The organism is Variovorax boronicumulans (genome assembly GCF_030812215.1).
Classification (GTDB): domain Bacteria; phylum Pseudomonadota; class Gammaproteobacteria; order Burkholderiales; family Burkholderiaceae_C; genus Variovorax; species Variovorax boronicumulans_C.
Map to the genome: position 1 here is coordinate 24,518 of NZ_JAUSSG010000012.1, position 20,478 is coordinate 44,995.

A 20,478-nucleotide genomic window follows, 5' to 3' on the forward strand; every position below is an offset into this window, starting at 1 on the left:
CATGAACCGCCGCAACTTCTTCGCAGGCGCCGCCACGGCCGTCGCGGCCACCACGGTCAGCCGCGTCTCGATGGCCGCCTTGCCCGAGCCGGTCACGCAGAGCTCCACCGCCACCGCAGCGCCGCTCGCGCCGCCGAACGGCCGCCCCTACAACCCCGTCGTCACCCTCAACGGCTGGACGCTGCCCTGGCGCATGAACGCCGGCGTCAAGGAGTTCCACCTCGTCGCCGAACCCGTCGTGCGCGAGATGGCGCCCGGCTTCAAGGTCAACATGTGGGGCTACAACGGCCAGTCGCCGGGCCCGACCATCGAGGTGGTCGAGGGCGACCGCGTGCGCATCTACGTGACCAACAAGCTGCCCGAGCACACGACGGTGCACTGGCACGGCCAGCGCCTGCCCAACGGCATGGATGGCGTGGGCGGCATCACGCAGCCGCACATTCCGCCGGGCAAGACCTTCGTCTACGAGTTCACCGCGCGCCGCCCCGGCACCTTCATGTACCACCCGCATGCCGACGAGATGGTGCAGATGGCGATGGGGATGATGGGCTTCTGGGTGACGCATCCGAAGGAAAGCCATCCGCTCATCGAGCCCGTGCAGCGCGACTTCTGCTTTCTGCTCGGCAGCTTCGACGTGGAGCCCGGCAGCGCGACGCCCAAGGTCAACACCATGACCGACTTCAACATCTGGAGCTTCAACAGCCGCGTGTTCCCGGGCATCGACACGCTCAATGTGCGCAAGGGCGACCGCGTGCGCATTCGGGTGGGCAACCTCACGATGACCAACCACCCGATCCACATCCACGGCCACGAGTTCGAGGTGACCGGCACCGATGGCGGCCCCGTGCCGCGCACCGCGCGCTGGCCCGAGGTGTCGGTGGACGTGGCGGTGGGCCAGATGCGGCAGATGGAATTCATCGCCGACGAGGAAGGCGACTGGGCGCTGCATTGCCACAAGTCGCATCACACCATGGGACCGATGGGCCACGACGTGCCGACCATGATCGGCGTGGACCACAAGGGCGTGGCCGAGAAGATCAAGAAGCTCGTGCCCGACTACATGGTGATGGGCGACAAGGGCATGGCCGACATGGGTGAAATGGAGATGCCCATCCCCGACAACACGATGCCCATGATGACCGGCGCGGGCCCCTTCGGCTCGGCCGAGATGGGCGGCATGTTCACGCTGCTGAAGGTGCGGCGCGACCAGAAACCGGGGGACTACAGGAACCCGGGCTGGTTCAAGCACCCGGCCGGCACGGTGGCGCGCGAAGTGCCCGGCGCCTCCGTGCCGCCGGCCACGCGCAATGCGCCATCGCCGGGCAACAGCCATGGCACCGATGCCACCGTGCGCAAGCCTTCGGGCGGGCACAACCACTGACTTCATTCACTTTCATTCCGGAGTTCACCTCATGAACAAGACCTTCAAGTCCATCGCCCTCTGCATCGCGCTCGCAGCCGCTGCGGCCGCTTCGCAAGCCCACGAGAACCACGCGCCGAAACCCAAAGGCGCCGCCACGCTCGCGCCCGAGCAAAAGCCCTGGGGCATCGAGGGCAAGGCCAGCAACGTGCGGCGAACCATCGACATCGCGATGGCCGACGACATGACCTTCACGCCGTCGGTCATCGAAGTGCGCGAGGGCGACACCATCCGCCTGCGCCTGAAGAACAAGGGCAAGGAGCTGCACGAGCTGGTGCTCGGCACCGAGCTGGAGATCGCGAACCATGCGGCCATGATGAAGAAGTTTCCGGACATGGAACACGACGATCCGTGGATGGTGCACGTGCCCCCGGGCAAGACCGGCGAGATGGTCTGGACCTTCAACCGCGCCGGCGACTTCGACTTCGCGTGCCTCGTGAAAGACCACTTCGAGCTCGGCATGGCCGGCCGCATCCGCGTGCTGGCAGCCGCGGCCAAGAAATCCTGAATGAACGAATGAGCGAACGAACCAAGGAGATCACCATGCAACGACGAACCCTCTTGAAGCGCGCGGCACCGCTGCTGGCGCTCGCCGCCACCACCGCCACCTTGCCGCTTGCCGCTTTCGCCGCGGCACCGATGGTCGAGATCTGGAAAGACCCGAACTGCGGCTGCTGCCAGGACTGGGTGAAGCACCTCAACAAGAACGGCTTCGCCACGAAGGTGCACGACGAAAGCAACGCGGCCGCGCGCACCCGGCTCGGCGTGCCCGCCAAGCTGGGCTCGTGCCACACAGGTCTGATCGGCGGCTATGCCCTCGAAGGCCATGTGCCCGCGCGCGAAGTGCAGCGCCTCTTGAAGGAAAAGCCCAAGGCCGTCGGCCTCGCGGTGCCCGGCATGCCGGTCGGCTCGCCGGGCATGGACGGCCCGGCCTACGGGGATCAGCGCGATCCGTACGACGTGCTGCTCGTGCTGGCCGATGGCAGCACGCGCGTCTATCAAAGCTATCGCTGAAGGAGCATGACCATGAAGAAAATTCTCACCGCCCTCTGCGCCACCCTTCTTGCCGCAGCCGCCTTCGCGCAGGCCGTCCTGCCCGCCGTCGAAGGCGAAGTACGCAAGATCGACACCGAGGCGAAGAAGATCACCCTCAGGCACGGCGACATACCGAACCTGGAGATGACCGGCATGACGATGGTCTTCCGCGTGAAAGACCCCGAGCTGCTCGGCAAGGTGAAGCCCGGCGACAAGGTGCGCTTCACGGCGGACAAGGTCGATGGGGCGCTGACGGTGCTGTCGATCGAACCGGAGAGCTGATCGCCAGGCCGATCACGCGGCCTCTGCATAGAATGAAGAATTACCAACGCATCGGGAGATCAAATTGGGAAACTCCGATCTGCAATTGGCGCTTTCTTCATTGAGTGTGGCGGAGCGCATCGAACTCGCCGAAGAACTGTGGGACAGCGTCGCACGCGATGCCGAGTCGCAAGCGCTGACCGAGCGTGAACAGAGCGAAATTGCGATGCGCCGTGCCGAGCATCGTGCCGATCCGCAGGCCGTCGTGCCCTGGAGCCAGGTCAAGACGTCGCTGAAGCTCTGACCTTGCTCGACATCGTCTTTCGGAAAAGCGCCGCACTCCAGCTCCAGAAGGCGCAAGACTGGTACGAATCGCAGCGTGCAGGTCTCGGTGCAGAGTTCGCTCGCAGCCTGGAGGCGGTGATCAATCGGATCGCGCGACAACCGGAAGGCGCCCCGCTGGTTTGGGAAGATGTTCGCCGGGCCCACCTCAAGCGCTTTCCCTACGCGGTCTTCTTCATCGTCGAGCCGGATCGCGTGGTGGTGCTTGACTGCATGCACCACCGCAGGAATCCGGCGAGTTGGCCGCAGCCCTGAGCGCGGGCCTCTCCCCTCTTAGCTGAACCGCCGCGGATCGAACGGCGCCAGCGGCGTCTCGGGTTCGATGCCCGCGAGCAGTTGCGCCGCGAGGCGCCCCGTGCGCGCCGAACCGCACAGGCCTACATGGCCATGACCGAACGCGAGCACGATGTCCGTGCTCGCCGCCGAAGGCCCGATGCAGGGCAACCCGTCGGGCATGCTGGGGCGGCGGCCGAGCCAGTGCTTGACAGCCTTGGCGCCGCCCGTTTCTGCAAGCGCGGGAAACATCGATTGCAGATGGCGATGCAGGATCTCCGCGCGGCGCCAGTCGGGCGCTGCATCCAGCCCGCCGATCTCGACCTGGCCGGCAGCGCGCAGGCCGCCGTCCATCCAGTGCGCGATGAGCTTGCCGTCGGCCACCATCACCGGCGTGCGTGGACCGATGGCCGCGCCTTCGATCACCACGTGGTAGCCGCGCTCGGTGTCCAGCGGCACCGGGGAGCCCGCGGCCGCGGCCAGCGGACCGGAATACGCGCCGGCGCAGATGGCGGCGGCATCGCAGGCGATGTCGCCGTCATTCGTGCGCACCGCGCGCAAGCGGCCGCCCTCGATGCGAAAGCCCGTGGCACGCCCGTGGATCCGCTCGGCCCCAGCATTCACCGCATGCTGCGCCAGCGCCGCCACGTAGGTGCCCGGATCGCGGCAGTGGCCGGCCTCGGGCACGAAGATGCCCAGTGTGTAGCGCGCATCGAGGTCGGGTTCGCGGCGGCGCAGTTCGTCGGCCGGCCATTCCTCCCACTGCACGCCCACGCGTCCGCGCACGCGCCAGCCCATCGCGTCGTCTTCGAACTCGGCGCGCGAGCGGTAGGCATGCAAAAGCCCGCGCTGCTCGATGAGCTGCGGCACACCGGCCTCGGCGGCGAGGTGCGCGTGCAGCGCGGGCGCGTCCGCCAGCAGCGTGCGCAACGCATCGGCAGTGCGCTGCACGCGCGCCTCGGTCCAGCCCGAGGCCAGGTAGCGCAGCAGCCACGGCAGCGCGCGCGGCAGGTAGCGCCAGCGCACCGCGAGCGGTCCGAGCGGATCGGCCAGCCAGCCCGGCACCTTGCGCCAGGCGCCCGGCAGTGCGGGCGGCACCACCGAATGGGAGGAAAGCCAGCCCGCGTTGCCGTAGCTCGTGGCCTGCGGACCGCCGGGTGCCTCGGGTTCGAGGAGGGTCACGCGCAGCCCCGCGCGCAACGCCTCGATGGCCGTGGCGCAGCCCACCGCACCCGCGCCGACGACCACCACGTGGCGCCGCGCACCGCCCTCGGAGGAGAAACCACTTCTTGCAACTGTCATGGCGCCCATCGTAGAGGCTGGAGAGGTGCGGACCCATAATCGGCCGCCATGCCAGCCCCGTCTTCTCCCTCTTCCTCCTCCCATCCCGCCGGTGCCATCACCGACGTCGCCGACATCGAAGTCGGCCATTTTTCCGACACCCGCCGCCCCACCGGCTGCACCGTCGTCATGGCGCGCGACGGCGCCGTGGCCGGTGTCGATGTGCGCGGCGCCGCACCCGGCACGCGCGAGACCGACCTGCTCTCGCCCGGCAACCTGGTGCAGCAGGTGCACGCGGTCATGCTCGCGGGCGGCAGCGCCTGGGGCCTGGCGGCCGCCGAGGGCGCGATGCGCTGGCTCGAGGAACGCGACATCGGGATGGACGTGCGCTTCGGCACCCTGCCCATCGTGCCCGCGGCCGTGCTGTTCGACCTGCCGATGGGCGATGCGCGCATCCGCCCCGATGCGGCCGCCGGCTATGCGGCCTGCGATGCGGCCTCGAACGCGGCGCCCGCCGAAGGCAACGTGGGCGCCGGGAGCGGCGCGCTGGTGGGCAAGCTCTTCGGCGTGCACCGCGCGATGAAGGGCGGCATCGGCACCGCGTCGGTCACCGTCGGCGGCGTCACGGTGGGGGCGCTGATCGCGGTCAACTCGCTGGGTGACGTGATCGACCACAACACCGCCCAACCCGTCGCCGGCGCGCGCACCGAAGACGGCACCGCATTGCTCGACACCCGCCGCGCTTTGCTGCGCGGCGACCTGCCCAAGCCCCTGCTCGCGGGCACCAACACGACCCTGGGCGTGGTCGCGACAGACGCAGTGCTGACCAAGGTGCAGGCCAACCGGCTTGCCAACGTGGCGCACGACGGGCTCGCGCGCGCCATCAACCCGGTGCACACGATGAGCGACGGCGACACGCTGTTCGCGCTGGCCACCGGCCGCGTGCCGCTCGAAGGCAACGCCCCCGGCATGACGGTGCTCGGCACCATGGCCGCGGAGGCCGTGGCCATTGCCACGCTGCGCGCCGTGCGTGCGGCACGATCGGTGACGGTGGGCGACCTGCACATTCCCTCGGCCAGCGACCTCGCCGCGCCCCGCGCCTGACGCACACACAACAAGGAAAGGACCACCATGGCGTTCCCCAGAACCCTGAAGCTGATCCTGCTGTCGATCCGCGACTTGATCGCCTCGGCCGGGCCCATCATCTTTCTCGTGATCGGCCTGCTGATCGCCGCCTACTGGTACCTGCAGCCGCAGCCGCCCAAGCACGTGACGCTGGCCACCGGGCCCACCGGCAGCGCCTATGCGGAGTTCGGCAAGCGCTATGCGGCGGCGCTCAAGGCCAGCGGCATCACGGTCGAACTGAAGCCCACCTCGGGCTCCTGGGAAAACCTGGAGCTGCTGCGCAAGGGCGGCGCCGACGTGGGCTTCGTGCGCGGCGGCAGCGCCGATCCGGTGGCCGACGAAGAGGCGGGGCTCAGTTCGCTCGGCAGCCTGTTCTTCGAGCCGATCTGGCTCTTCTACCGCGCCGACAGTGCGCTGAAGGTCGACAAGAAGACCGGCACGCTGACCTCGCTCACGCAGCTGCGCGGCCTGCGCGTGAACGTCGACATGCCCGGCAGCGGGCTGCCCGAGATCATGGAGCGGCTCTTCAAGGCCAACCGGCTCGGGCCCGACGACGTGCTGCTGTCGAACCTCGAACAGGCCGCGGCCGCCGAGGCGCTGCAGGCCGGGCTGCTCGATGCGATCGTGTTGTCTTCGGCGCCGCAATCGCCGCAGGTGCAGCGGCTCTTGCGCGCGGGCGACATCAAGCTGATGGATTTCGGCCAGGCCGATGCGTACTCGCGGCGCTTTCCGTTCCTCTCGGCGGTGACGCTGCCGCGCGGCGTGGTCGATTTGTCGAAGGACCTGCCGCCGTCGGACGTGTCGCTGCTCGCGGCCACCACCTCGCTCTTGTCGCGCGAGGAAACCCACCCTGCCCTGCGCCAGTTGTTCGCGCAATCGGCGCAGACGGTGCACAGCGGCGCGGGCTGGTTCAACCGGGCGCGCGATTTTCCGAACACGCGCACCAGCGAACTGCCGGTCAGCCCCGAGGGCGACCGCGCGATCAACGGCACACCGCCGTTCTGGCAGCGCTACCTGCCCTTCTGGGCCAGCAACCTCGTCGAGCGCATGTGGCTGGTGCTGGGGGGCCTGCTGGTGCTGATGCTGCCGCTGAGCCGCGTGATCCCGCCGCTCTACCAGTTCCGCGTACGGCGGCGCGTGTTTCGCTGGTATGCGCGGCTGCGCGACATCGAGGGCAAGGTCGATGCCAAGACGGGCGATCGCGACACGCTGCTGAAAGAGCTCGACGAGCTCGATCGCGTGGTCAACAAGGTGGCGGTGCCGCTGTCGTATGCGGACGAGCTCTATGCGCTGCGCAACAACATCTACGCGGTGAGAAAGCGTGTGCTGGCCGGAACGGCGAAGGGCGACACGGCCTCGACACAAGCGCCTGCCGTGACGCCAAAGCCTGCGGAATCCGCTTGACGCCTTGGTCCTGCAAACGCTGATCGATTTCGCCGAGCCGCGCGGCGACGGAACGGCGCGGCTGCGCGTGGCTTTCGGCGCGCCTTCCCGCGTGCTCGTTGCGCACACTGCCGAAGAAGTGAAACCGGTGCTGGAGGCCGTCGAGGCGCTGTCGCGCGAGGGCCGCTGGTGCGTGGGCCATCTGCGCTACGAGGCAGCGGAGGCTTTCGATCCAGCCTTCGCAGTGCACGCGGGCGAAGGGCCGCTGGCGTGGTTCGGCGTGCACGATGCCGCCGTGCCGTGGCCCGAGACCATGGCCGCCGCCGTGCCCTCCGTCGCTTGGCAAGCCGGCCTGTCGCGCGCCGGCTTCGACCGGAACATGCAGGCCATCCATCGCGCGATCGCGAATGGCGAGCTGTACCAGCTCAACTACACCGCGCCGCTTCGCGCCGAATTCCAGGGCAATGCACGCGACTGGTTCATGGCTTTGCGAAACGCGCAGCCCAACGGCTACGCCGCCTTCATCGACACCGGCGACGAGCAGGTGCTGTCGGTGTCGCCCGAGCTGTTCTTCGACCGGCAGGGCGACCGGATCCTTGCCCGGCCCATGAAGGGCACCGCCCCGCGCGGTGCGACCGCCGTGGAAGACGAGGCGATGGCGCTACGGCTGCGCACCGTGCCCAAGGAGCGCGCCGAGAACGTGATGATCGTGGACCTGATCCGCAACGATCTCTCGCGCGTCGCGCAGCCGTTTTCGGTGCGTGTGCCGCGGCTCTTTCACACCGAGGCGCTGCCCACTGTCTGGCAGATGACCTCCGACGTCGAAGCGAAGCTGCGCGACGGCGTTTCGCTGGTCGATGTGTTCTCCGCGTTGTTCCCTTGCGGCTCGATCACGGGCGCGCCCAAGGTCAGTGCGATGCGGATGATTCGCGACCTGGAGCCCGAAGCGCGCGGCGTGTACTGCGGTGCTGTCGGCGTGGTGCGGCCCGGCGGGCATGCGACCTTCAACGTGCCGATCCGCACCGTGACGCTGCGCGGCACCGAGGCGCGATGCGGCATCGGCAGCGGCATCACGGCCGATGCAGAAGCCGATGCGGAGTGGGACGAGTGGCGACACAAGCGGGCCTTCCTGGGACAAGGCCGTGCGGATGTATCGTCTTCGGACATGAGTTCCTTCGAATTGCTCGAAACCCTGGCGCTGGCCGATGGCTCGCTGCGCGATGCGCCCGCGCACCTGGCACGCATGCAGAACGCGGCTTCGCACTTCGGCTATCCATGGAACGAGGCAGTCGTGGCGGCATGCCTTCATCGCCTGACCCAGGTGCATCCGACAGGTACGTGGCGCGTTCGCCTTCTGCTCGATGCGCATGGGCAACCGCGCGCGGAAGCCTTCGCCATGGAAGCGCCGCCATCACGCGTGCAACTGCAATTGGCCTCCCGCGCCTTCGACGAGGCCGAGAGCGACTTCTCCCGTTTCAAGACCACGCGCCGCGCGCACTACGAGGCCTTTGCGCCCACCGCGCCCGGCGTGTTCGACACGCTGCTGTGGAACCGCCGCGGCGAAATCACCGAATGCACGCGCGGCAACATCGCACTGCAGCTCGAGGATGGTCGCTGGGTCACGCCGCCGCTGCGCTGCGGCCTGCTGGGCGGCATCGGCCGCTCACGCCGGCTGAGCGAGGGGCAACTGACCGAGGCCGTGGTGCGGGTGGACGAGTTGCCGCGCGTGCGTGCGCTGGCCTTCGTCAACAGCCTGCGCGGCTGGCTGGATGCAGACCTGAGGTGAAGCGGCGGGCGAGGCCCCGCCCTACCAGCAGCTGCCGCTCCAGTCGAACACCTTGACGTACTGGTCCTTCTTGTCGACCCAGAAGGCCTGCAGGCAGCTCCGGCTGACCTGCCGATCACGGTACTGAGTCGACTGTTCGGGGCCACCGGGTGTCCATCGTGTGGTTGAACCGACCGGATCCCTGACGGTCGCGGTGTACTGCCCGCCCTCGTACATCATCATGGTGAAGTTCGGGTCCTGGGCACTGTCCTTGATGCTGGTGGGCTTGCCGTATTCCTTGAGCACCTCCGTGAATGGCTTGCCCACGAAGCTGTTGCCCTTGATGCCGGTAGCTGTGAGGTATTTCGCCGGGCTGCAGGCAGACAACATGACCAGCGCGCCGATCGCGGCCCAAAGACGCTGTACCTTCATCGGTTGATCCTCCCTCTATGTTGACGATCAGAACATTCTCGCAAACCGAGTACCGCTTGAACTTGCGTGCACGCCGGCAAGCAGAATCGCTGCCATGGAACACGCAGCAGCCTGCGCGGCAGGCTGGATGCGGATCTTTTCGGTTCTGAAAAATCGTTCAACAAAGCGCTTGACTTAGAGCGCGCTCTAATTTCGAGAATCAACGCCATGGAAACCAGTCTGACCATCGCGGAAGTCGCAGAGCGCACCGGCCTCACGGCCTACACGCTGCGTTACTACGAACGCATCGGCCTCATCGCCGCGGTGCCCCGTGCACCCGGCGGTCAGCGGCGCTATGCGAGCGCGGACATGGACTGGCTGGATTTCCTGTTGCGCCTGCGCGAGACAGGCATGCCCATCCAGGGCATGCAGGCCTTTGCCGGGCTTCGAAGCCAGGGGGACGCCAGTGTCGGCGAACGGCGCGAGATGCTCGAAGCGCACCTCGCCGAGGTTCAGGCCCGGGTGGAGGCGCTGCAGCAATCCATGCAGGCGCTTTCGACCAAGATCGCGCACTACCGTGCGATGGAGGCCAAGGTCAAGACGAAGCGTCCCTCGTTGTCGGGCAATGCCCCGGAAAGAAAGACGAGCGATGACGAGCACACAAGCCAACCAGACCCACAACGGCAACGACAACCTGCGCTACGCGCGCGGGCTGGCCAAGCTTCAGGAAATCGACGGTGAAGGCGGCGTCAAGGTCGTCGAGAGCCTGGCGGACATCGCGCCCGACTTCGCGCGCCTGCTGATCGAGTTTCCGTTCGGCGACGTCTACTCCCGCCCCGGCCTGGACCTTCGCTCCCGCGAGATCGCGGTGGTGGCCGCGCTCACGGCCATGGGCAATGCGGCGCCGCAATTGAAGGTGCACATCCAGGGCGCGCTGAATGTCGGCGTGACGCGCACCGAAGTGATCGAAATCATCATGCAGATGGCCGTGTACGCGGGCTTCCCGGCGGCGCTCAATGGGCTCACGGCTGCACGCGAGGTGTTTGCGATGGACGCACCGCAGGGAGAGCCCGCATGAAGCACCGCAGTTTTCGCGTCCGCCTGCCGCTGCTTGGACTGACGCTGCTTGCGACCGCAATGCAGGCACCCGCCTTGGCGCAAATGCCCGCGTTGCCCACCTGGACGCTTGAGAAACGCCCCGCGCATGACGAGCTCTCCTCGCCGGTCGGCATGGCCTACGACGCCGCAGGTTCTCTCTATGTCGCCAACTGGTCGGCCGGGACCATCCTGCGCTTTGCGCCCGACGGCACCCGCTCGGTGTTCGCATCGGGCTTGAGCGGCCCCAGCGGGCTGGCGATCGGCCCTTCCGGCGACATCTTCGTCGCGTCGTACAGCCAGAACCTGGTGTGGCGCTTCACACCGAGCGGCACGCAGAGCGTGTTCGTGCGGGGCCTGGCTACGCCGGCGGGCCTGAGCTTCGACCGCAAGGGCCGGCTGCTGATCGCCAACCGCCAGACCAACCAGATCCTCGCGGCGCATCCCGGCGGCAGGATCGAGGTCGCTGCCGAGGGACTGCAAACGCCGGTCGGGGCGGTCGAGCTGCCAAGCGGCGAGTTGATGGTCAGCAACATCGCGGGTGGCGTCTCGCTGGTCGGAAGCGACGGACGTGCGCGAAGCATCCACAGCGGACTGCGCAGCCCGGGCCCGGGCATCGTCGCGGACCGGGAGGGCGCTGCGGCCTATGTGGTCGACTACGGCGGCACGACGGTCAGCCGAATCGACCGCGAAGGAGGCCGCGTCGTGGTGGCGGACGGCCTGTCCAGCCCGGTCGGACTCACCTACGCGCCCGACGGAAATCTGTTGGTCGCCACCTGGGGCGCGAATGCGGCCTTCCGGCTGGTACGGCCGCGCTGACAAGCCGGCCGCTGCCCCATCCATGAAAAAAGCGCGCGGCCCCTTGCGGAACCGCGCGCTCTTGCCGAAGCGGCCTGAGGCTTACTTGAGCGCCTTGTAGCGCATGCGCTTGGGCTTGGCGCCTTCTTCGCCGAGGCGCTTCTTCTTGTCGGCTTCGTACTCCTGGTAGTTGCCGTCGAAGAAGGTCCACTGGCTGTCGCCTTCGGCCGCCAGGATGTGGGTGGCGATGCGGTCGAGGAACCAGCGGTCATGGCTGATGACCATGACGGTACCGGCGAATTCGAGCAGCGCGTCTTCGAGCGCACGCAGGGTTTCGACGTCCAGGTCGTTCGAGGGTTCGTCCAGCAGCAGCACGTTGCCGCCCGCGATCAGCGTCTTGGCCAGGTGCAGACGGCCGCGTTCACCGCCCGACAGCGTGCCGACCTTCTTCTGCTGGTCCGCGCCGTTGAAGTTGAAGCGGCCCGCATACGCGCGGCTGGCCATCTGGAACTTGCCGACGTTGATGATGTCCAGGCCGTTCGAGATGTCTTCCCACACGGTCTTGTTGTTGGCCAGTTCGTCGCGGTGCTGGTCCACGAAGGCCATCTTGACCGTCGAGCCGATGACGACCTCGCCGGTGTCGGGCTTTTCCTTGCCCGCGAGCAGCTTGAAGAGCGTCGACTTGCCGGCGCCGTTCGGGCCGATGATGCCGACGATCGCGCCCGGCGGCACGGTGAAGCTCAGGTTGTCGATCAGCATGCGGTCGCCGAAGGACTTGCTCACGCCGTGGAACTCGAACACCTGCTGGCCCAGCCGCTCCGCCACAGGAATGAAGATTTCCTGCGTTTCGTTGCGCTTCTGGTATTCCATGTCGCTCAGCTCCTCGAAGCGGGCGAGGCGCGATTTGCTCTTGGCCTGGCGTGCCTTCGGGTTCTGGCGCGACCACTCCAGCTCCTTCTTCAGCGCCTTGGCGTGGGCTTCTTCGCTCTTTTGCTCCTGCGCCAGGCGTTCGCCCTTCTGCTCGAGCCAGGTGCTGTAGTTGCCCTTCCAGGGAATGCCGCGACCGCGGTCCATTTCCAGGATCCACTCGGCCGCGTTGTCCAGGAAGTAGCGATCGTGGGTGATGGCCACCACGGTGCCCGTGAAGCGCTGCAGGAACACTTCGAGCCACTCGACCGATTCGGCGTCCAAGTGGTTGGTCGGCTCGTCGAGCAGCAGCATGTCGGGCTTGGACAGCAGCAGGCGGCAGAGCGCCACGCGGCGCTTTTCACCACCCGACAGCAGGCCGATCTTGGCGTCCCACGGCGGAAGGCGCAGCGCGTCGGCGGCGATTTCCAGCTGGTGCTCGGAATCGGTGCCGGCGGTGGCGATGATGGCTTCGAGCTGGGCCTGCTCGGCCGCCAGCGCGTCGAAGTCGGCGTCTTCGGCACCGTAGGCGATGTACACCTCTTCCAGGCGCGCCTTGGCGGCGAACACCGCGCCCATGGACTCCTCGACCGATTCGCGCACCGTGTGCTCGGTGTTGAGCTTGGGTTCCTGCTCCAGATAGCCGATCGTCATGCCCGGCATGGGCAGCGCCTCGCCCTCGAACTCCTTGTCCACACCCGCCATGATCTTGAGCAGCGTGGACTTGCCCGAGCCATTCAGGCCGAGCACGCCGATCTTGGCGCCGGGGAAGAAAGAGAGCGAAATGTCCTTCAAGAGCTGCCGCTTGGGCGGCACGGTCTTGCTGACACGGTTCATCGAATAGACGTATTGAGCCATCTGTGGATAGTTACCTTGGGTAGCAGAAATTGGGGGAAAAGCGCGGGCGCCAGAACAACGCATCCGGGCGCGGCAAACCACCGATTATCGACTCATGCGACAATAGCGACCGTTGCCGGGTCCAGTTGCCCGCAACACCGGCTCTCTGCCGGGGACGAAGAAGACCCCCTTTTGATCGTTTTCACAGCGGGTTTTCCGGCTCCCACCCCTGACCTTCATCTGCCTTGACTGGCTCGGTGTCAACATTAAGACGCCAAGCGGGCCGATGCCACTGCGCCGTGTATGGCGCTTATTGTTTCCAATGAATTTTGATGAACTGAAGCTGGCTCCCGCCATCTTGAAGGCTGTGCACGAGCACGGTTACGACACCCCCACCCCCATCCAGGCGCAAGCCATCCCCGCCGTTCTCGAAGGCCACGACCTGCTCGGCGGCGCCCAGACCGGCACCGGCAAGACCGCAGCCTTCACGCTGCCGATGCTGCACAAGCTCACCATGAGCCGCAGCGCCACCAACAAGTTCGGCGGCGTCGGCATCCGCGCCCTCGTGCTGACCCCCACCCGCGAGCTCGCGGCGCAGGTCGAGGAATCGGTCCGCACCTACGGCAAATACCTGCAGCTCGACTCGACCGTGATCTTCGGCGGCGTCGGCATGAATCCGCAGATCAGCAAGCTCAAGAAGGGCGTCGACATCCTCGTGGCCACCCCCGGCCGCCTGCTCGACCTGCAGCAGCAGGGCATGCTCGACCTGAGCCAGGTCCAGATGCTGATCCTGGACGAAGCCGACCGCATGCTGGACATGGGCTTCATCCACGACGTGAAGAAAATCCTGGCCCTGGTGCCCAAGGAAAAGCAGAGCCTGCTGTTCTCGGCCACCTTCAGCGACGAAATCCGCGACCTGGCCGCCACGCTGCTCAAGAACCCGCAGAGCATCCAGGTCACGCCGCGCAACACCACCGTGCAGCGCATCACCCAGGTGATCCACCCCGTGGGCCGCGGCAAGAAGAAGGCGCTGCTCGCGCACATCATCAACGAGAACAAGTGGAGCCAGGTGCTCGTGTTCACGCGCACCAAGTTCGGCGCCAACAGCGTGGCCGAATTCCTCACCAAGAACGGCATCGAGGCGATGGCGCTGCACGGCAACAAGAGCCAGAGCGCACGCACGCAGGCGCTGGCCGGTTTCAAGAGCGGCGACATCCGCGCGCTGGTGGCCACCGACATCGCCGCCCGCGGCATCGACATCGACGAGCTGCCGCACGTCGTGAACTACGAAATCCCGAACGTCAGCGAAGACTACGTTCACCGCATCGGCCGCACCGGCCGTGCCGGTTCGAGCGGCGAGGCCGTGAGCTTCGTGTGCCTGGACGAAGAAGGCTTCATGCAGGAAATCGAGCGCTTCACCAAGCAAACGATTCCGGTGCAGATCGTCGAGGGCTTCGGTCCTGAAGACGGCGAGCGCGCCGAGCCGATCGCCATGGGTCGCCAGACGATCTGGGGCGGCGCAGGCCGTCCGCCGAGCCGTGACGTGATGCAGGCGGCCGCCAAGGCCGCGCGCACCGAGATGCTGCAACGCATCCGCGAGAACAAGGCCGGCCAGGGCGGCGGCGAGCGCGCTGGCGGTGGTGGTGGCGGCAACGGCGGCGGTCAACGCCGCGGTGGCGGCCAGGGTGGTGGCGGCCAAGGCCGCAACGCCAATGGCGGCGGCCAGGGTCAGGGTCCGCGCGGCCAGGGCGCACGCCCGCCGCAAGGCCGCGGCCCGCAAGGTCCGGCACGCACGCCGCACCATGCACCGCAGCATCACCAACAACAGAATCATCTGCCGCACGATGAGCGCCAGCCCCGCCATCACGGCAACAGCCACAGCCCGACGCAGGCCAACCAGGTCGCGCACCTGCGCGCCGAAGCGGTCGCGGGTGGCGACGGCCAGCCGGATCCGTTGCGCACGAGCGTCGACCACATGGGTGGCGGGCGTGGTCGCGGACGCCCGGGTGGCGGTGGCGGCGGCTACGGCGGCAACCGCTCGGGCGGCGGCGGCCGCTCGGGTGGCGGCGGTGGTTATGGCGGCGGCGGTGGCAACCGTTCCGGCGGCGGCGGCGGTGGCCGCTCCTTCGGGCGCTGAGCACTGCGGGCAGGGACACCTGCTTCGGAAATGAACAAGGGCACTTCGGTGCCCTTTTCTTTTGGGCGCCTTTGTCTTGTTTTGCGGGCAAGACACAATCGTCAAGTCATGCAATACATCCCGCCCAACTACGCCACCCTCTTCGTAGCCACCTGCAACCTGCTCAACCTCGCGAACCCCCACCGGGTGTACTACGAGAACCAGGACGCCTACAACGAGCGCGAGTACGAGCGGAAGATCGACTGGATCGGCGAGCGCTTCCACGCGCTCAACGCCGATGTGCTGGCGGTGCAGGAGGTGTGGGACGAAGCGGCGCTGAAGGCCGCCATCGCGCGCAGCGGCCTGCGCTACGACTTCGTTTCAGTGCCGGGCGCCGAGAACACGCCGCCGCCTGGCAGCCCGCCGGGCACACCGCCCAGTCCGGGCGCACAAGGCACGCCGCGCGTCGGCATCGCGACGCGGCTGCAGGTGGACAACGTCCAGTCCTTCATCGACTTCCCGCCGGGCTTCGGCGTGGACGTGCCCGGCCTCGGCTCCCACACGCGCTTCGAGCGCCCTCCTCTCCTGGCCACGCTGCGCATGAAGCACGGCCAGCAGGTGCATGTGCTGACGGTGCATCTGAAGTCCAAGCGCCCCAAGTTCCTGCAGGACGCGCAAGGCAACCACCTGGAGGACCGCGACGACCGCAAGGTCGGCGTGATGGCCTCGCTGCGCTCCTTGCTGATGCGCGGCGCCGAGGCCGCCGCACTGCGCTGCATCGTGATCGACCTGCTGCAAGGCACGAACACGCCGCTGGTGGTGATGGGCGACTTCAACGACAACCCGCACAGCGTGACCACGCAGCTCGTGGCCGCCACCTCCGAAGTCGCCTACGACAAGGCCGCGCGCGACGTGGCGCTGTTCAATGCCTACGAGATGCAGGGCGAGTCGGCGCTGAAGAAGGACGTGGCCTATTCGCACATCCACCAGGGTTTTCCGGACGTGCTCGACCAGATCCTGGTGAGCGAGGAATTCATCGCGAGCAGCCGGCACAGCCTGGGCGACGTGCGCCGCGTCGACTACTTCAACGACCACCTGCACGAAGGGCGCGACCGCTCCCGCTCGGACCACGGCTTCGTGCGCGCGCTGCTTCGGCTGCGCACGGACTGAAGCCGCTCGGCGGCCTGCGCGCCGGCCCTTCAGCCGGCCTTTCAGCCGGCCTTGAGCTTCAGGGGCGGCCGGCTGAGCTTCGGTAGGCGGCGGCGCGAGGCGAGCACGTCCTCGATGTCCTGCCGCGCGCCTTCGATGAGGCGGATGACCGCGCGCTCGGCGTCGTCGGGGTTGCGCGCGATCACCGCATCGAGCACCGCGCGGTGCAGCGGCAGCGAGTGCGCGGGGCCGTGGGGCTTGGCCGCCGAAATCTCGAAGCTGGTGCGCAGCAGCGCGTTGAGCGCCTTGCTCATCTGCGCCAGCATGCGGTTGCGTGCGGCGCCCAGGAGCCCGTTGTGAAAGCGCAGGTCGAAGGTGACGTAGTCGCCGCCGTGCTCCACGGCTTCCTTCATGCCGGCAAAGGCGCTTTCTATTTCCTCGATGTCCTTCGCATCGGCCCGTTCGGCGGCAAGCCGCACGGCCGCGGGCTCCACCACGCGCCGCAGGTCCTGCAGGTCGCGCAGGAACCCCGGCGTGAGGCCGGCGCGCGACTGCCAGGTGATGACATCGGGATCGAACCAGTTCCAGTGGTCCTGCGGCAGCACGCGCGTGCCGACCTTGGGGCCTGTCGCGACGAGGCCTTTGGCCGCGAGCGACTTCATGGCCTCGCGCACCACGGTGCGGCTCACGCCGAGTTCTTCTCCCAAAACCGGCTCGGGCGGTATCGAGGACCCGACCGCATAGCGGCCGGCCGCGATGGCTTCGCCGAGCAGTTCGAGCGTGCGGCCGTGGATGTTCTTGATCATGCGTGCGATGTGAAATTTGCTATCCCAACGACCGAAAACATCAAGGCTCCGGCTCGTTCATCAGGCCTATCATATGATGATTGAAACGCCATCCGGCAGGGCAAACCCTCGAGGTTCTGCACCGAAACCGGCAATCGAGAGACACCACCGATGAGCACTCCCCCCAAGAAAAAATCCAGCGAACTGCGCAGCCAGCAATGGTTCGGCCGCCATGACCGCGACGGCTTCATCTACCGCAGCTGGATGAAAGGCAAGGGCGTGCCGCACGACCAGTTCGACGGCCGACCGGTCATCGGCATCTGCAACACCTTCAGCGAACTCACGCCCTGCAATTCGCACTTCCGCACGCTTGCCGAGCAAGTGAAGATCGGTGTGTACGAAGCGGGCGGCTTCCCGCTCGAATTTCCGGTGATGTCGCTCGGCGAGACGCTCCTGCGCCCGACCGCCATGCTGTATCGCAACCTCGCGAGCATGGACGTGGAAGAAAGCATCCGCGGCAATCCGCTCGACGGCGTGGTGCTGCTCATGGGCTGCGACAAGACCACGCCCGCATTGATGATGGGCGCGGCCAGCGTCGACCTGCCGACCATCGGCGTCTCGGGCGGCCCGATGCTCTCGGGCAAGTGGCGCGGGCAGGAACTGGGCTCGGGCACCGGCGTGTGGCAGATGAGCGAGCAGGTGCGCGCCGGCACGCTGAAGCTGCAGGATTTCTTCGAGGCCGAGAGCTGCATGCACAGGAGCCACGGCCACTGCATGACGATGGGCACCGCGAGCACCATGGCCTGCATGGTCGAGTCGCTGGGCATCGGGCTGCCGGGCAACGCGGCCTACCCCGCCGTCGACGGTCGGCGCAATGTGCTGGCGCGGCAGGCGGGCCGGCGCATCGTGGACATGGTGCACGAGGACATGAACATGTCGAAGATCCTCACGCGCGAGGCGATCGAGAACGCGATCAAGGTGAATGCGGCCGTGGGCGGCTCGACCAACCTCGTGATCCACCTCTTGGCCATCGCGGGCCGCATCGGCGTGGACCTCACGCTCGACGACTTCGACCGCCTCGCCTCGGAGCTCCCCTGCCTCGTGAACCTGCAGCCCTCGGGCCAGTTCCTGATGGAAGACTTCTGCTACGCGGGCGGCCTGCCGGTGGTCATCAAGGAGATCGCGCAGCACCTGCACAAGGACATCCTCACCGTCACCGGCCAGAGCCTCTGGGACAACGTGAAGGACGCCGAGAACTACGGCCCGCAGGTCATCCGGCCGCTGGCCGAGCCCTTCAAGGAGAAGGCCGGCATCTGCGTGCTGCGCGGCAACCTCGCGCCCAACGGCGCCATCATCAAGCCGAGCGCGGCCACGCCCGAGCTGCTGGTGCACAAGGGCCGCGCGGTGGTCTTCGAGAACGCCGACGACCTGCACAAGCGCATCGACGACGAAGACCTGGACATCGACGAGCACTGCATCATGGTGCTCAAGAACTGCGGCCCCAAGGGCTACCCCGGCATGGCCGAGGCCGGCAACATGCCGCTGCCACCCAAGGTGCTGCGCAAGGGCATCACCGACATGGTCCGCATCAGCGATGCGCGCATGAGCGGCACGGCCTACGGCACGGTGGTGCTGCACACGGCGCCCGAAGCGGCGGCGGGCGGTCCGCTGGCACTGGTGCAGAACGGCGACATCGTCGAGCTCGATGTGCCCAACCGCAAGCTGCATCTGCATGTGAGCGACGAAGAGCTGGCGAAGCGCCGCGGGAAATGGGTCGCGCCCGAGGCGCCGCTCGACTCGGGCTACTGGAAGCTCTATGTCGACACGGTATTGCAGGCCGACCAGGGCGCGGACCTCGCGTTCCTGCGCGGCCGGCGCGGGGCTTTCGTGCCGCGCGACAATCATTGAATGACAAGACTGGTAGCAATCGACTGGGGCACGAGTTCCCTCCGCGGCGCTTTGCTGGATGCGGACGGCAAGGTGCTCGAAGAGCGCAGCGATGCGCGCGGCATCCTCAAGGTGCCCGAAGGCGGGTTCCCCGCCGTCTTCGAGGCGCTGTTCGGCGACTGGATGCGCCTCGAAGGCGTGCAGTGCCTCATCTCGGGCATGGCCGGCAGCAAGCAGGGCTGGGTCGAGGCGCCGTACTGCGCCTGCCCGGCCGGCCGCGTCGAGGTGGGCCGCAAGATCATCCGCATCGACGCCATCCCAGGTGCGCGCATCGCCATCGTGCCGGGCCTGAGCGACGAGCACGACGGCGTGCCCGACGTGATGCGCGGCGAGGAAGTGCAGATCTTCGGCGCCATGTCGCTCATCGGCGCGAGCGACGGCCTCTTCGTGCTGCCGGGCACCCACAACAAGTGGGCTACCGTGAGGAAGGGCCGCGTCGCGAGTTTCCGCACCTGCATGACGGGCGAGTTCTACGCGCTGCTGAGCCAGCATTCGATCCTCGCGCGCACGCTCGATGCCGCCGCGCCGCTCGACGAAGCGGCGTTCCTGCAGGGCGTGACCCAGTCGGAAAACGGCCATGGCCTGCTGCACAACGCCTTCGGTGCGCGCACGCTCTCGCTGTTCGAGCGCATGCCGAAGGAAGAGCTGTCCAGCTACCTCTCGGGCCTCCTGATCGGCGAAGAGCTCCGCACCCAGTCGCTGCATGCGGTCGGCGAGGTGGTGCTGATCGGCTCGCCCGTGCTCACCGAGCGCTACACCCTGGCCCTGCGCGCCGCCGGCGTCGCCACGCGCACGCTCGGCGCCGAAGCCACCTGGGCCGGACTGCATGCGCTGTCCGGCTTTCTTGCCGCAGACAGCAACAGAATCCAGCCATGACCACCTCTCTCGAAAAATTCCATGCCGCGATGCGCGAGCTGCCGCTCGTGGCCATCCTTCGCGGCCTCACGCCCGCCGAGGCCGCGGACGTTGGCGACGCCATCGTCGAGCCCGGCTTCCGGCTGCTCGAAGTGCCGCTCAATTCGCCGCAGCCGCTGGACAGCATTGCGCTCATGCGCAAGCGTTTTCCGCAAGCGCTGGTGGGCGCGGGCACGGTGCTCGATGCGCAGCAGGTGCGCGACGTGCACGCGGCCGGCGGCGAACTGATCGTCTCGCCCAACTTCAATGCCGCGGTCATCACCGAAGCCGCCAAGCTCGGCATGGTCTGCCTGCCCGGCGTGATGACGCCCACCGAGGCCTTCGGTGCGCTGGCAGCCGGTGCCACCGGGCTCAAGCTGTTCCCCGCCGAACTGGCGTCGCCCGCGGTGGTGAAGGCATTGCTCGCCGTGCTCCCCGCCGGCACGCCGGTGATGCCCGTGGGCGGCATCACGCCGCTGAACATGGCGGAGTGGCGCGCTGCCGGTGCGGCCGGCTTCGGCATCGGCTCCGCGCTCTACAAGCCGGGCAAGCAGGCTGCGGCCGTGCGCGATGATGCGAAGAAATTCATCTCGGCCTGGACGGGCACCACGAACGCCTGATTTCGCGCCGGCTCCCAGGAAAAAAGAAAGAGACA

At 67.5% G+C, this 20,478-nt stretch carries 21 protein-coding genes; 17 read left to right on the forward strand and 4 right to left on the reverse strand.

Features of this window, described 5'->3' with window-relative positions; genetic code table 11:
- Position 1 precedes the first annotated feature (1 nt).
- The 6 genes from J2W23_RS27045 (at position 2) to J2W23_RS27070 (ending at position 3,313) form a co-directional block, all read left to right on the forward strand.
- Positions 2-1,381 carry a multicopper oxidase family protein gene (locus J2W23_RS27045; protein ID WP_307650947.1) on the forward strand — a complete coding sequence of 460 codons (1,380 nt, stop codon included), beginning with the start codon at positions 2-4 and terminating at the stop codon, positions 1,379-1,381.
- A 31-nt stretch (positions 1,382-1,412) separates the two neighbouring features.
- Positions 1,413-1,928, forward strand: a complete 516-nt coding sequence (locus J2W23_RS27050) for a cupredoxin domain-containing protein (RefSeq protein ID WP_307650948.1) — start codon at positions 1,413-1,415, stop codon at positions 1,926-1,928.
- 35 nt (positions 1,929-1,963) lie between these two features.
- Entirely contained in the window at positions 1,964-2,434 is a 471-nt protein-coding gene (locus J2W23_RS27055; RefSeq protein WP_307650949.1) for a DUF411 domain-containing protein, read from the forward strand.
- A gap of 12 nt (positions 2,435-2,446) precedes the next feature.
- Positions 2,447-2,737 carry a copper-binding protein gene (locus J2W23_RS27060; RefSeq protein WP_307650950.1) on the forward strand — a complete coding sequence of 97 codons (291 nt, stop codon included), beginning with the start codon at positions 2,447-2,449 and terminating at the stop codon, positions 2,735-2,737.
- Positions 2,738-2,801: 64 nt separating this feature from the next.
- Positions 2,802-3,020, forward strand: coding sequence for an addiction module protein (locus J2W23_RS27065; protein ID WP_307650951.1), 219 nt, complete (start codon positions 2,802-2,804; stop codon positions 3,018-3,020).
- Between the two features lie 2 nt (positions 3,021-3,022).
- Positions 3,023-3,313, forward strand: coding sequence for a type II toxin-antitoxin system RelE/ParE family toxin (locus tag J2W23_RS27070; RefSeq protein ID WP_307650952.1), 291 nt, complete (start codon positions 3,023-3,025; stop codon positions 3,311-3,313).
- Positions 3,314-3,331: 18 nt separating this feature from the next.
- On the opposite strand, the gene J2W23_RS27075 is transcribed toward J2W23_RS27070, so the two are convergent.
- Positions 3,332-4,633, reverse strand: a complete 1,302-nt coding sequence (locus tag J2W23_RS27075; protein WP_307650953.1) for an NAD(P)/FAD-dependent oxidoreductase — start codon at positions 4,631-4,633, stop codon at positions 3,332-3,334.
- Between the two features lie 48 nt (positions 4,634-4,681).
- On the opposite strand from J2W23_RS27075, the gene J2W23_RS27080 reads away from it, so the two are divergent.
- From J2W23_RS27080 to pabB, 3 genes are read left to right on the forward strand one after another with little or no spacing between them, the layout of a single operon-like run.
- Positions 4,682-5,716 carry a P1 family peptidase gene (locus tag J2W23_RS27080; protein WP_307650954.1) on the forward strand — a complete coding sequence of 345 codons (1,035 nt, stop codon included), beginning with the start codon at positions 4,682-4,684 and terminating at the stop codon, positions 5,714-5,716.
- A gap of 27 nt (positions 5,717-5,743) precedes the next feature.
- Positions 5,744-7,141 carry a TAXI family TRAP transporter solute-binding subunit gene (locus J2W23_RS27085; protein ID WP_176656223.1) on the forward strand — a complete coding sequence of 466 codons (1,398 nt, stop codon included), beginning with the start codon at positions 5,744-5,746 and terminating at the stop codon, positions 7,139-7,141.
- 4 nt (positions 7,142-7,145) lie between these two features.
- Entirely contained in the window at positions 7,146-8,906 is a 1,761-nt protein-coding gene (gene pabB / locus J2W23_RS27090) for an aminodeoxychorismate synthase component I (RefSeq protein WP_373423996.1), read from the forward strand.
- A 21-nt stretch (positions 8,907-8,927) separates the two neighbouring features.
- Here the strand turns inward: pabB and J2W23_RS27095 are convergent, their stop codons facing one another.
- On the reverse strand, positions 8,928-9,317 hold the full coding sequence (locus tag J2W23_RS27095; protein ID WP_307650955.1) for a hypothetical protein: 390 nt from the start codon (positions 9,315-9,317) through the stop codon (positions 8,928-8,930).
- A 66-nt stretch (positions 9,318-9,383) separates the two neighbouring features.
- Here J2W23_RS27095 and J2W23_RS27100 point away from each other — a divergent pair, with 66 nt between their 5' ends.
- The 3 genes from J2W23_RS27100 to J2W23_RS27110 are packed head-to-tail and all read left to right on the forward strand — an operon-like array spanning position 9,384 to position 11,210.
- Positions 9,384-10,037 carry a MerR family transcriptional regulator gene (locus tag J2W23_RS27100; RefSeq protein WP_307650956.1) on the forward strand — a complete coding sequence of 218 codons (654 nt, stop codon included), beginning with the start codon at positions 9,384-9,386 and terminating at the stop codon, positions 10,035-10,037.
- Positions 9,946-10,374, forward strand: a complete 429-nt coding sequence (locus J2W23_RS27105) for a carboxymuconolactone decarboxylase family protein (protein WP_176656220.1) — start codon at positions 9,946-9,948, stop codon at positions 10,372-10,374. The genes J2W23_RS27100 and J2W23_RS27105 overlap by 92 nt, the downstream gene beginning before the upstream one ends.
- A complete protein-coding gene (locus J2W23_RS27110) occupies positions 10,371-11,210 on the forward strand; it encodes an NHL repeat-containing protein (protein ID WP_307650957.1) in 840 nt (279 codons plus the stop codon). The genes J2W23_RS27105 and J2W23_RS27110 overlap by 4 nt, the downstream gene beginning before the upstream one ends.
- An 81-nt stretch (positions 11,211-11,291) precedes the next feature.
- Here the strand turns inward: J2W23_RS27110 and ettA are convergent, their stop codons facing one another.
- Positions 11,292-12,953: an energy-dependent translational throttle protein EttA gene (gene ettA, locus J2W23_RS27115; RefSeq protein ID WP_013542636.1), complete on the reverse strand. Its 1,662-nt coding sequence runs from the start codon at positions 12,951-12,953 to the stop codon at positions 11,292-11,294.
- Between the two features lie 301 nt (positions 12,954-13,254).
- Here ettA and J2W23_RS27120 point away from each other — a divergent pair, with 301 nt between their 5' ends.
- The gene (locus tag J2W23_RS27120; RefSeq protein WP_307650958.1) at positions 13,255-15,069 is read left to right on the forward strand and encodes a DEAD/DEAH box helicase; all 1,815 of its coding nucleotides are present in this window, start codon (positions 13,255-13,257) and stop codon (positions 15,067-15,069) included.
- Positions 15,070-15,177: 108 nt separating this feature from the next.
- Positions 15,178-16,218, forward strand: coding sequence for an endonuclease/exonuclease/phosphatase family protein (locus tag J2W23_RS27125; RefSeq protein WP_307650959.1), 1,041 nt, complete (start codon positions 15,178-15,180; stop codon positions 16,216-16,218).
- Between the two features lie 41 nt (positions 16,219-16,259).
- On the opposite strand, the gene J2W23_RS27130 is transcribed toward J2W23_RS27125, so the two are convergent.
- Positions 16,260-17,003, reverse strand: coding sequence for a FadR/GntR family transcriptional regulator (locus tag J2W23_RS27130; RefSeq protein WP_176656216.1), 744 nt, complete (start codon positions 17,001-17,003; stop codon positions 16,260-16,262).
- Positions 17,004-17,153: 150 nt separating this feature from the next.
- Between J2W23_RS27130 and J2W23_RS27135 the strand changes: the two genes are divergently transcribed.
- Genes J2W23_RS27135 through J2W23_RS27145 form a run of 3 tightly spaced genes read left to right on the forward strand, consistent with a single transcriptional unit; the run spans position 17,154 to position 20,443 of the window.
- Entirely contained in the window at positions 17,154-18,890 is a 1,737-nt protein-coding gene (locus J2W23_RS27135; RefSeq protein WP_307650960.1) for an IlvD/Edd family dehydratase, read from the forward strand.
- The gene (locus J2W23_RS27140) at positions 18,891-19,805 is read left to right on the forward strand and encodes a 2-dehydro-3-deoxygalactonokinase (RefSeq protein WP_307650961.1); all 915 of its coding nucleotides are present in this window, start codon (positions 18,891-18,893) and stop codon (positions 19,803-19,805) included. It abuts the gene before it with no gap.
- Positions 19,802-20,443, forward strand: coding sequence for a 2-dehydro-3-deoxy-6-phosphogalactonate aldolase (locus tag J2W23_RS27145; protein WP_307650962.1), 642 nt, complete (start codon positions 19,802-19,804; stop codon positions 20,441-20,443). The genes J2W23_RS27140 and J2W23_RS27145 overlap by 4 nt, the downstream gene beginning before the upstream one ends.
- Positions 20,444-20,478: the final 35 nt, after the last annotated feature.

Bases quoted from the DNA above. Each gene is read 5' to 3' on its own strand.
- J2W23_RS27045 (WP_307650947.1), top strand. From the start codon at position 2: ATGAACCGCCGCAACTTCTTCGCAGGCGCCGCCACGGCCGTCGCGGCC.
- J2W23_RS27050 (WP_307650948.1), top strand. From the start codon at position 1,413: ATGAACAAGACCTTCAAGTCCATCGCCCTCTGCATCGCGCTCGCAGCC.
- J2W23_RS27055 (WP_307650949.1), top strand. From the start codon at position 1,964: ATGCAACGACGAACCCTCTTGAAGCGCGCGGCACCGCTGCTGGCGCTC.
- J2W23_RS27060 (WP_307650950.1), top strand. From the start codon at position 2,447: ATGAAGAAAATTCTCACCGCCCTCTGCGCCACCCTTCTTGCCGCAGCC.
- J2W23_RS27075 (WP_307650953.1), bottom strand. From the start codon at position 4,633: ATGACAGTTGCAAGAAGTGGTTTCTCCTCCGAGGGCGGTGCGCGGCGC.
- J2W23_RS27080 (WP_307650954.1), top strand. From the start codon at position 4,682: ATGCCAGCCCCGTCTTCTCCCTCTTCCTCCTCCCATCCCGCCGGTGCC.
- J2W23_RS27085 (WP_176656223.1), top strand. From the start codon at position 5,744: ATGGCGTTCCCCAGAACCCTGAAGCTGATCCTGCTGTCGATCCGCGAC.
- J2W23_RS27095 (WP_307650955.1), bottom strand. From the start codon at position 9,317: ATGAAGGTACAGCGTCTTTGGGCCGCGATCGGCGCGCTGGTCATGTTG.
- J2W23_RS27105 (WP_176656220.1), top strand. From the start codon at position 9,946: ATGACGAGCACACAAGCCAACCAGACCCACAACGGCAACGACAACCTG.
- J2W23_RS27110 (WP_307650957.1), top strand. From the start codon at position 10,371: ATGAAGCACCGCAGTTTTCGCGTCCGCCTGCCGCTGCTTGGACTGACG.
- ettA (WP_013542636.1), bottom strand. From the start codon at position 12,953: ATGGCTCAATACGTCTATTCGATGAACCGTGTCAGCAAGACCGTGCCG.
- J2W23_RS27120 (WP_307650958.1), top strand. From the start codon at position 13,255: ATGAATTTTGATGAACTGAAGCTGGCTCCCGCCATCTTGAAGGCTGTG.
- J2W23_RS27125 (WP_307650959.1), top strand. From the start codon at position 15,178: ATGCAATACATCCCGCCCAACTACGCCACCCTCTTCGTAGCCACCTGC.
- J2W23_RS27130 (WP_176656216.1), bottom strand. From the start codon at position 17,003: ATGATCAAGAACATCCACGGCCGCACGCTCGAACTGCTCGGCGAAGCC.
- J2W23_RS27135 (WP_307650960.1), top strand. From the start codon at position 17,154: ATGAGCACTCCCCCCAAGAAAAAATCCAGCGAACTGCGCAGCCAGCAA.
- J2W23_RS27140 (WP_307650961.1), top strand. From the start codon at position 18,891: ATGACAAGACTGGTAGCAATCGACTGGGGCACGAGTTCCCTCCGCGGC.
- J2W23_RS27145 (WP_307650962.1), top strand. From the start codon at position 19,802: ATGACCACCTCTCTCGAAAAATTCCATGCCGCGATGCGCGAGCTGCCG.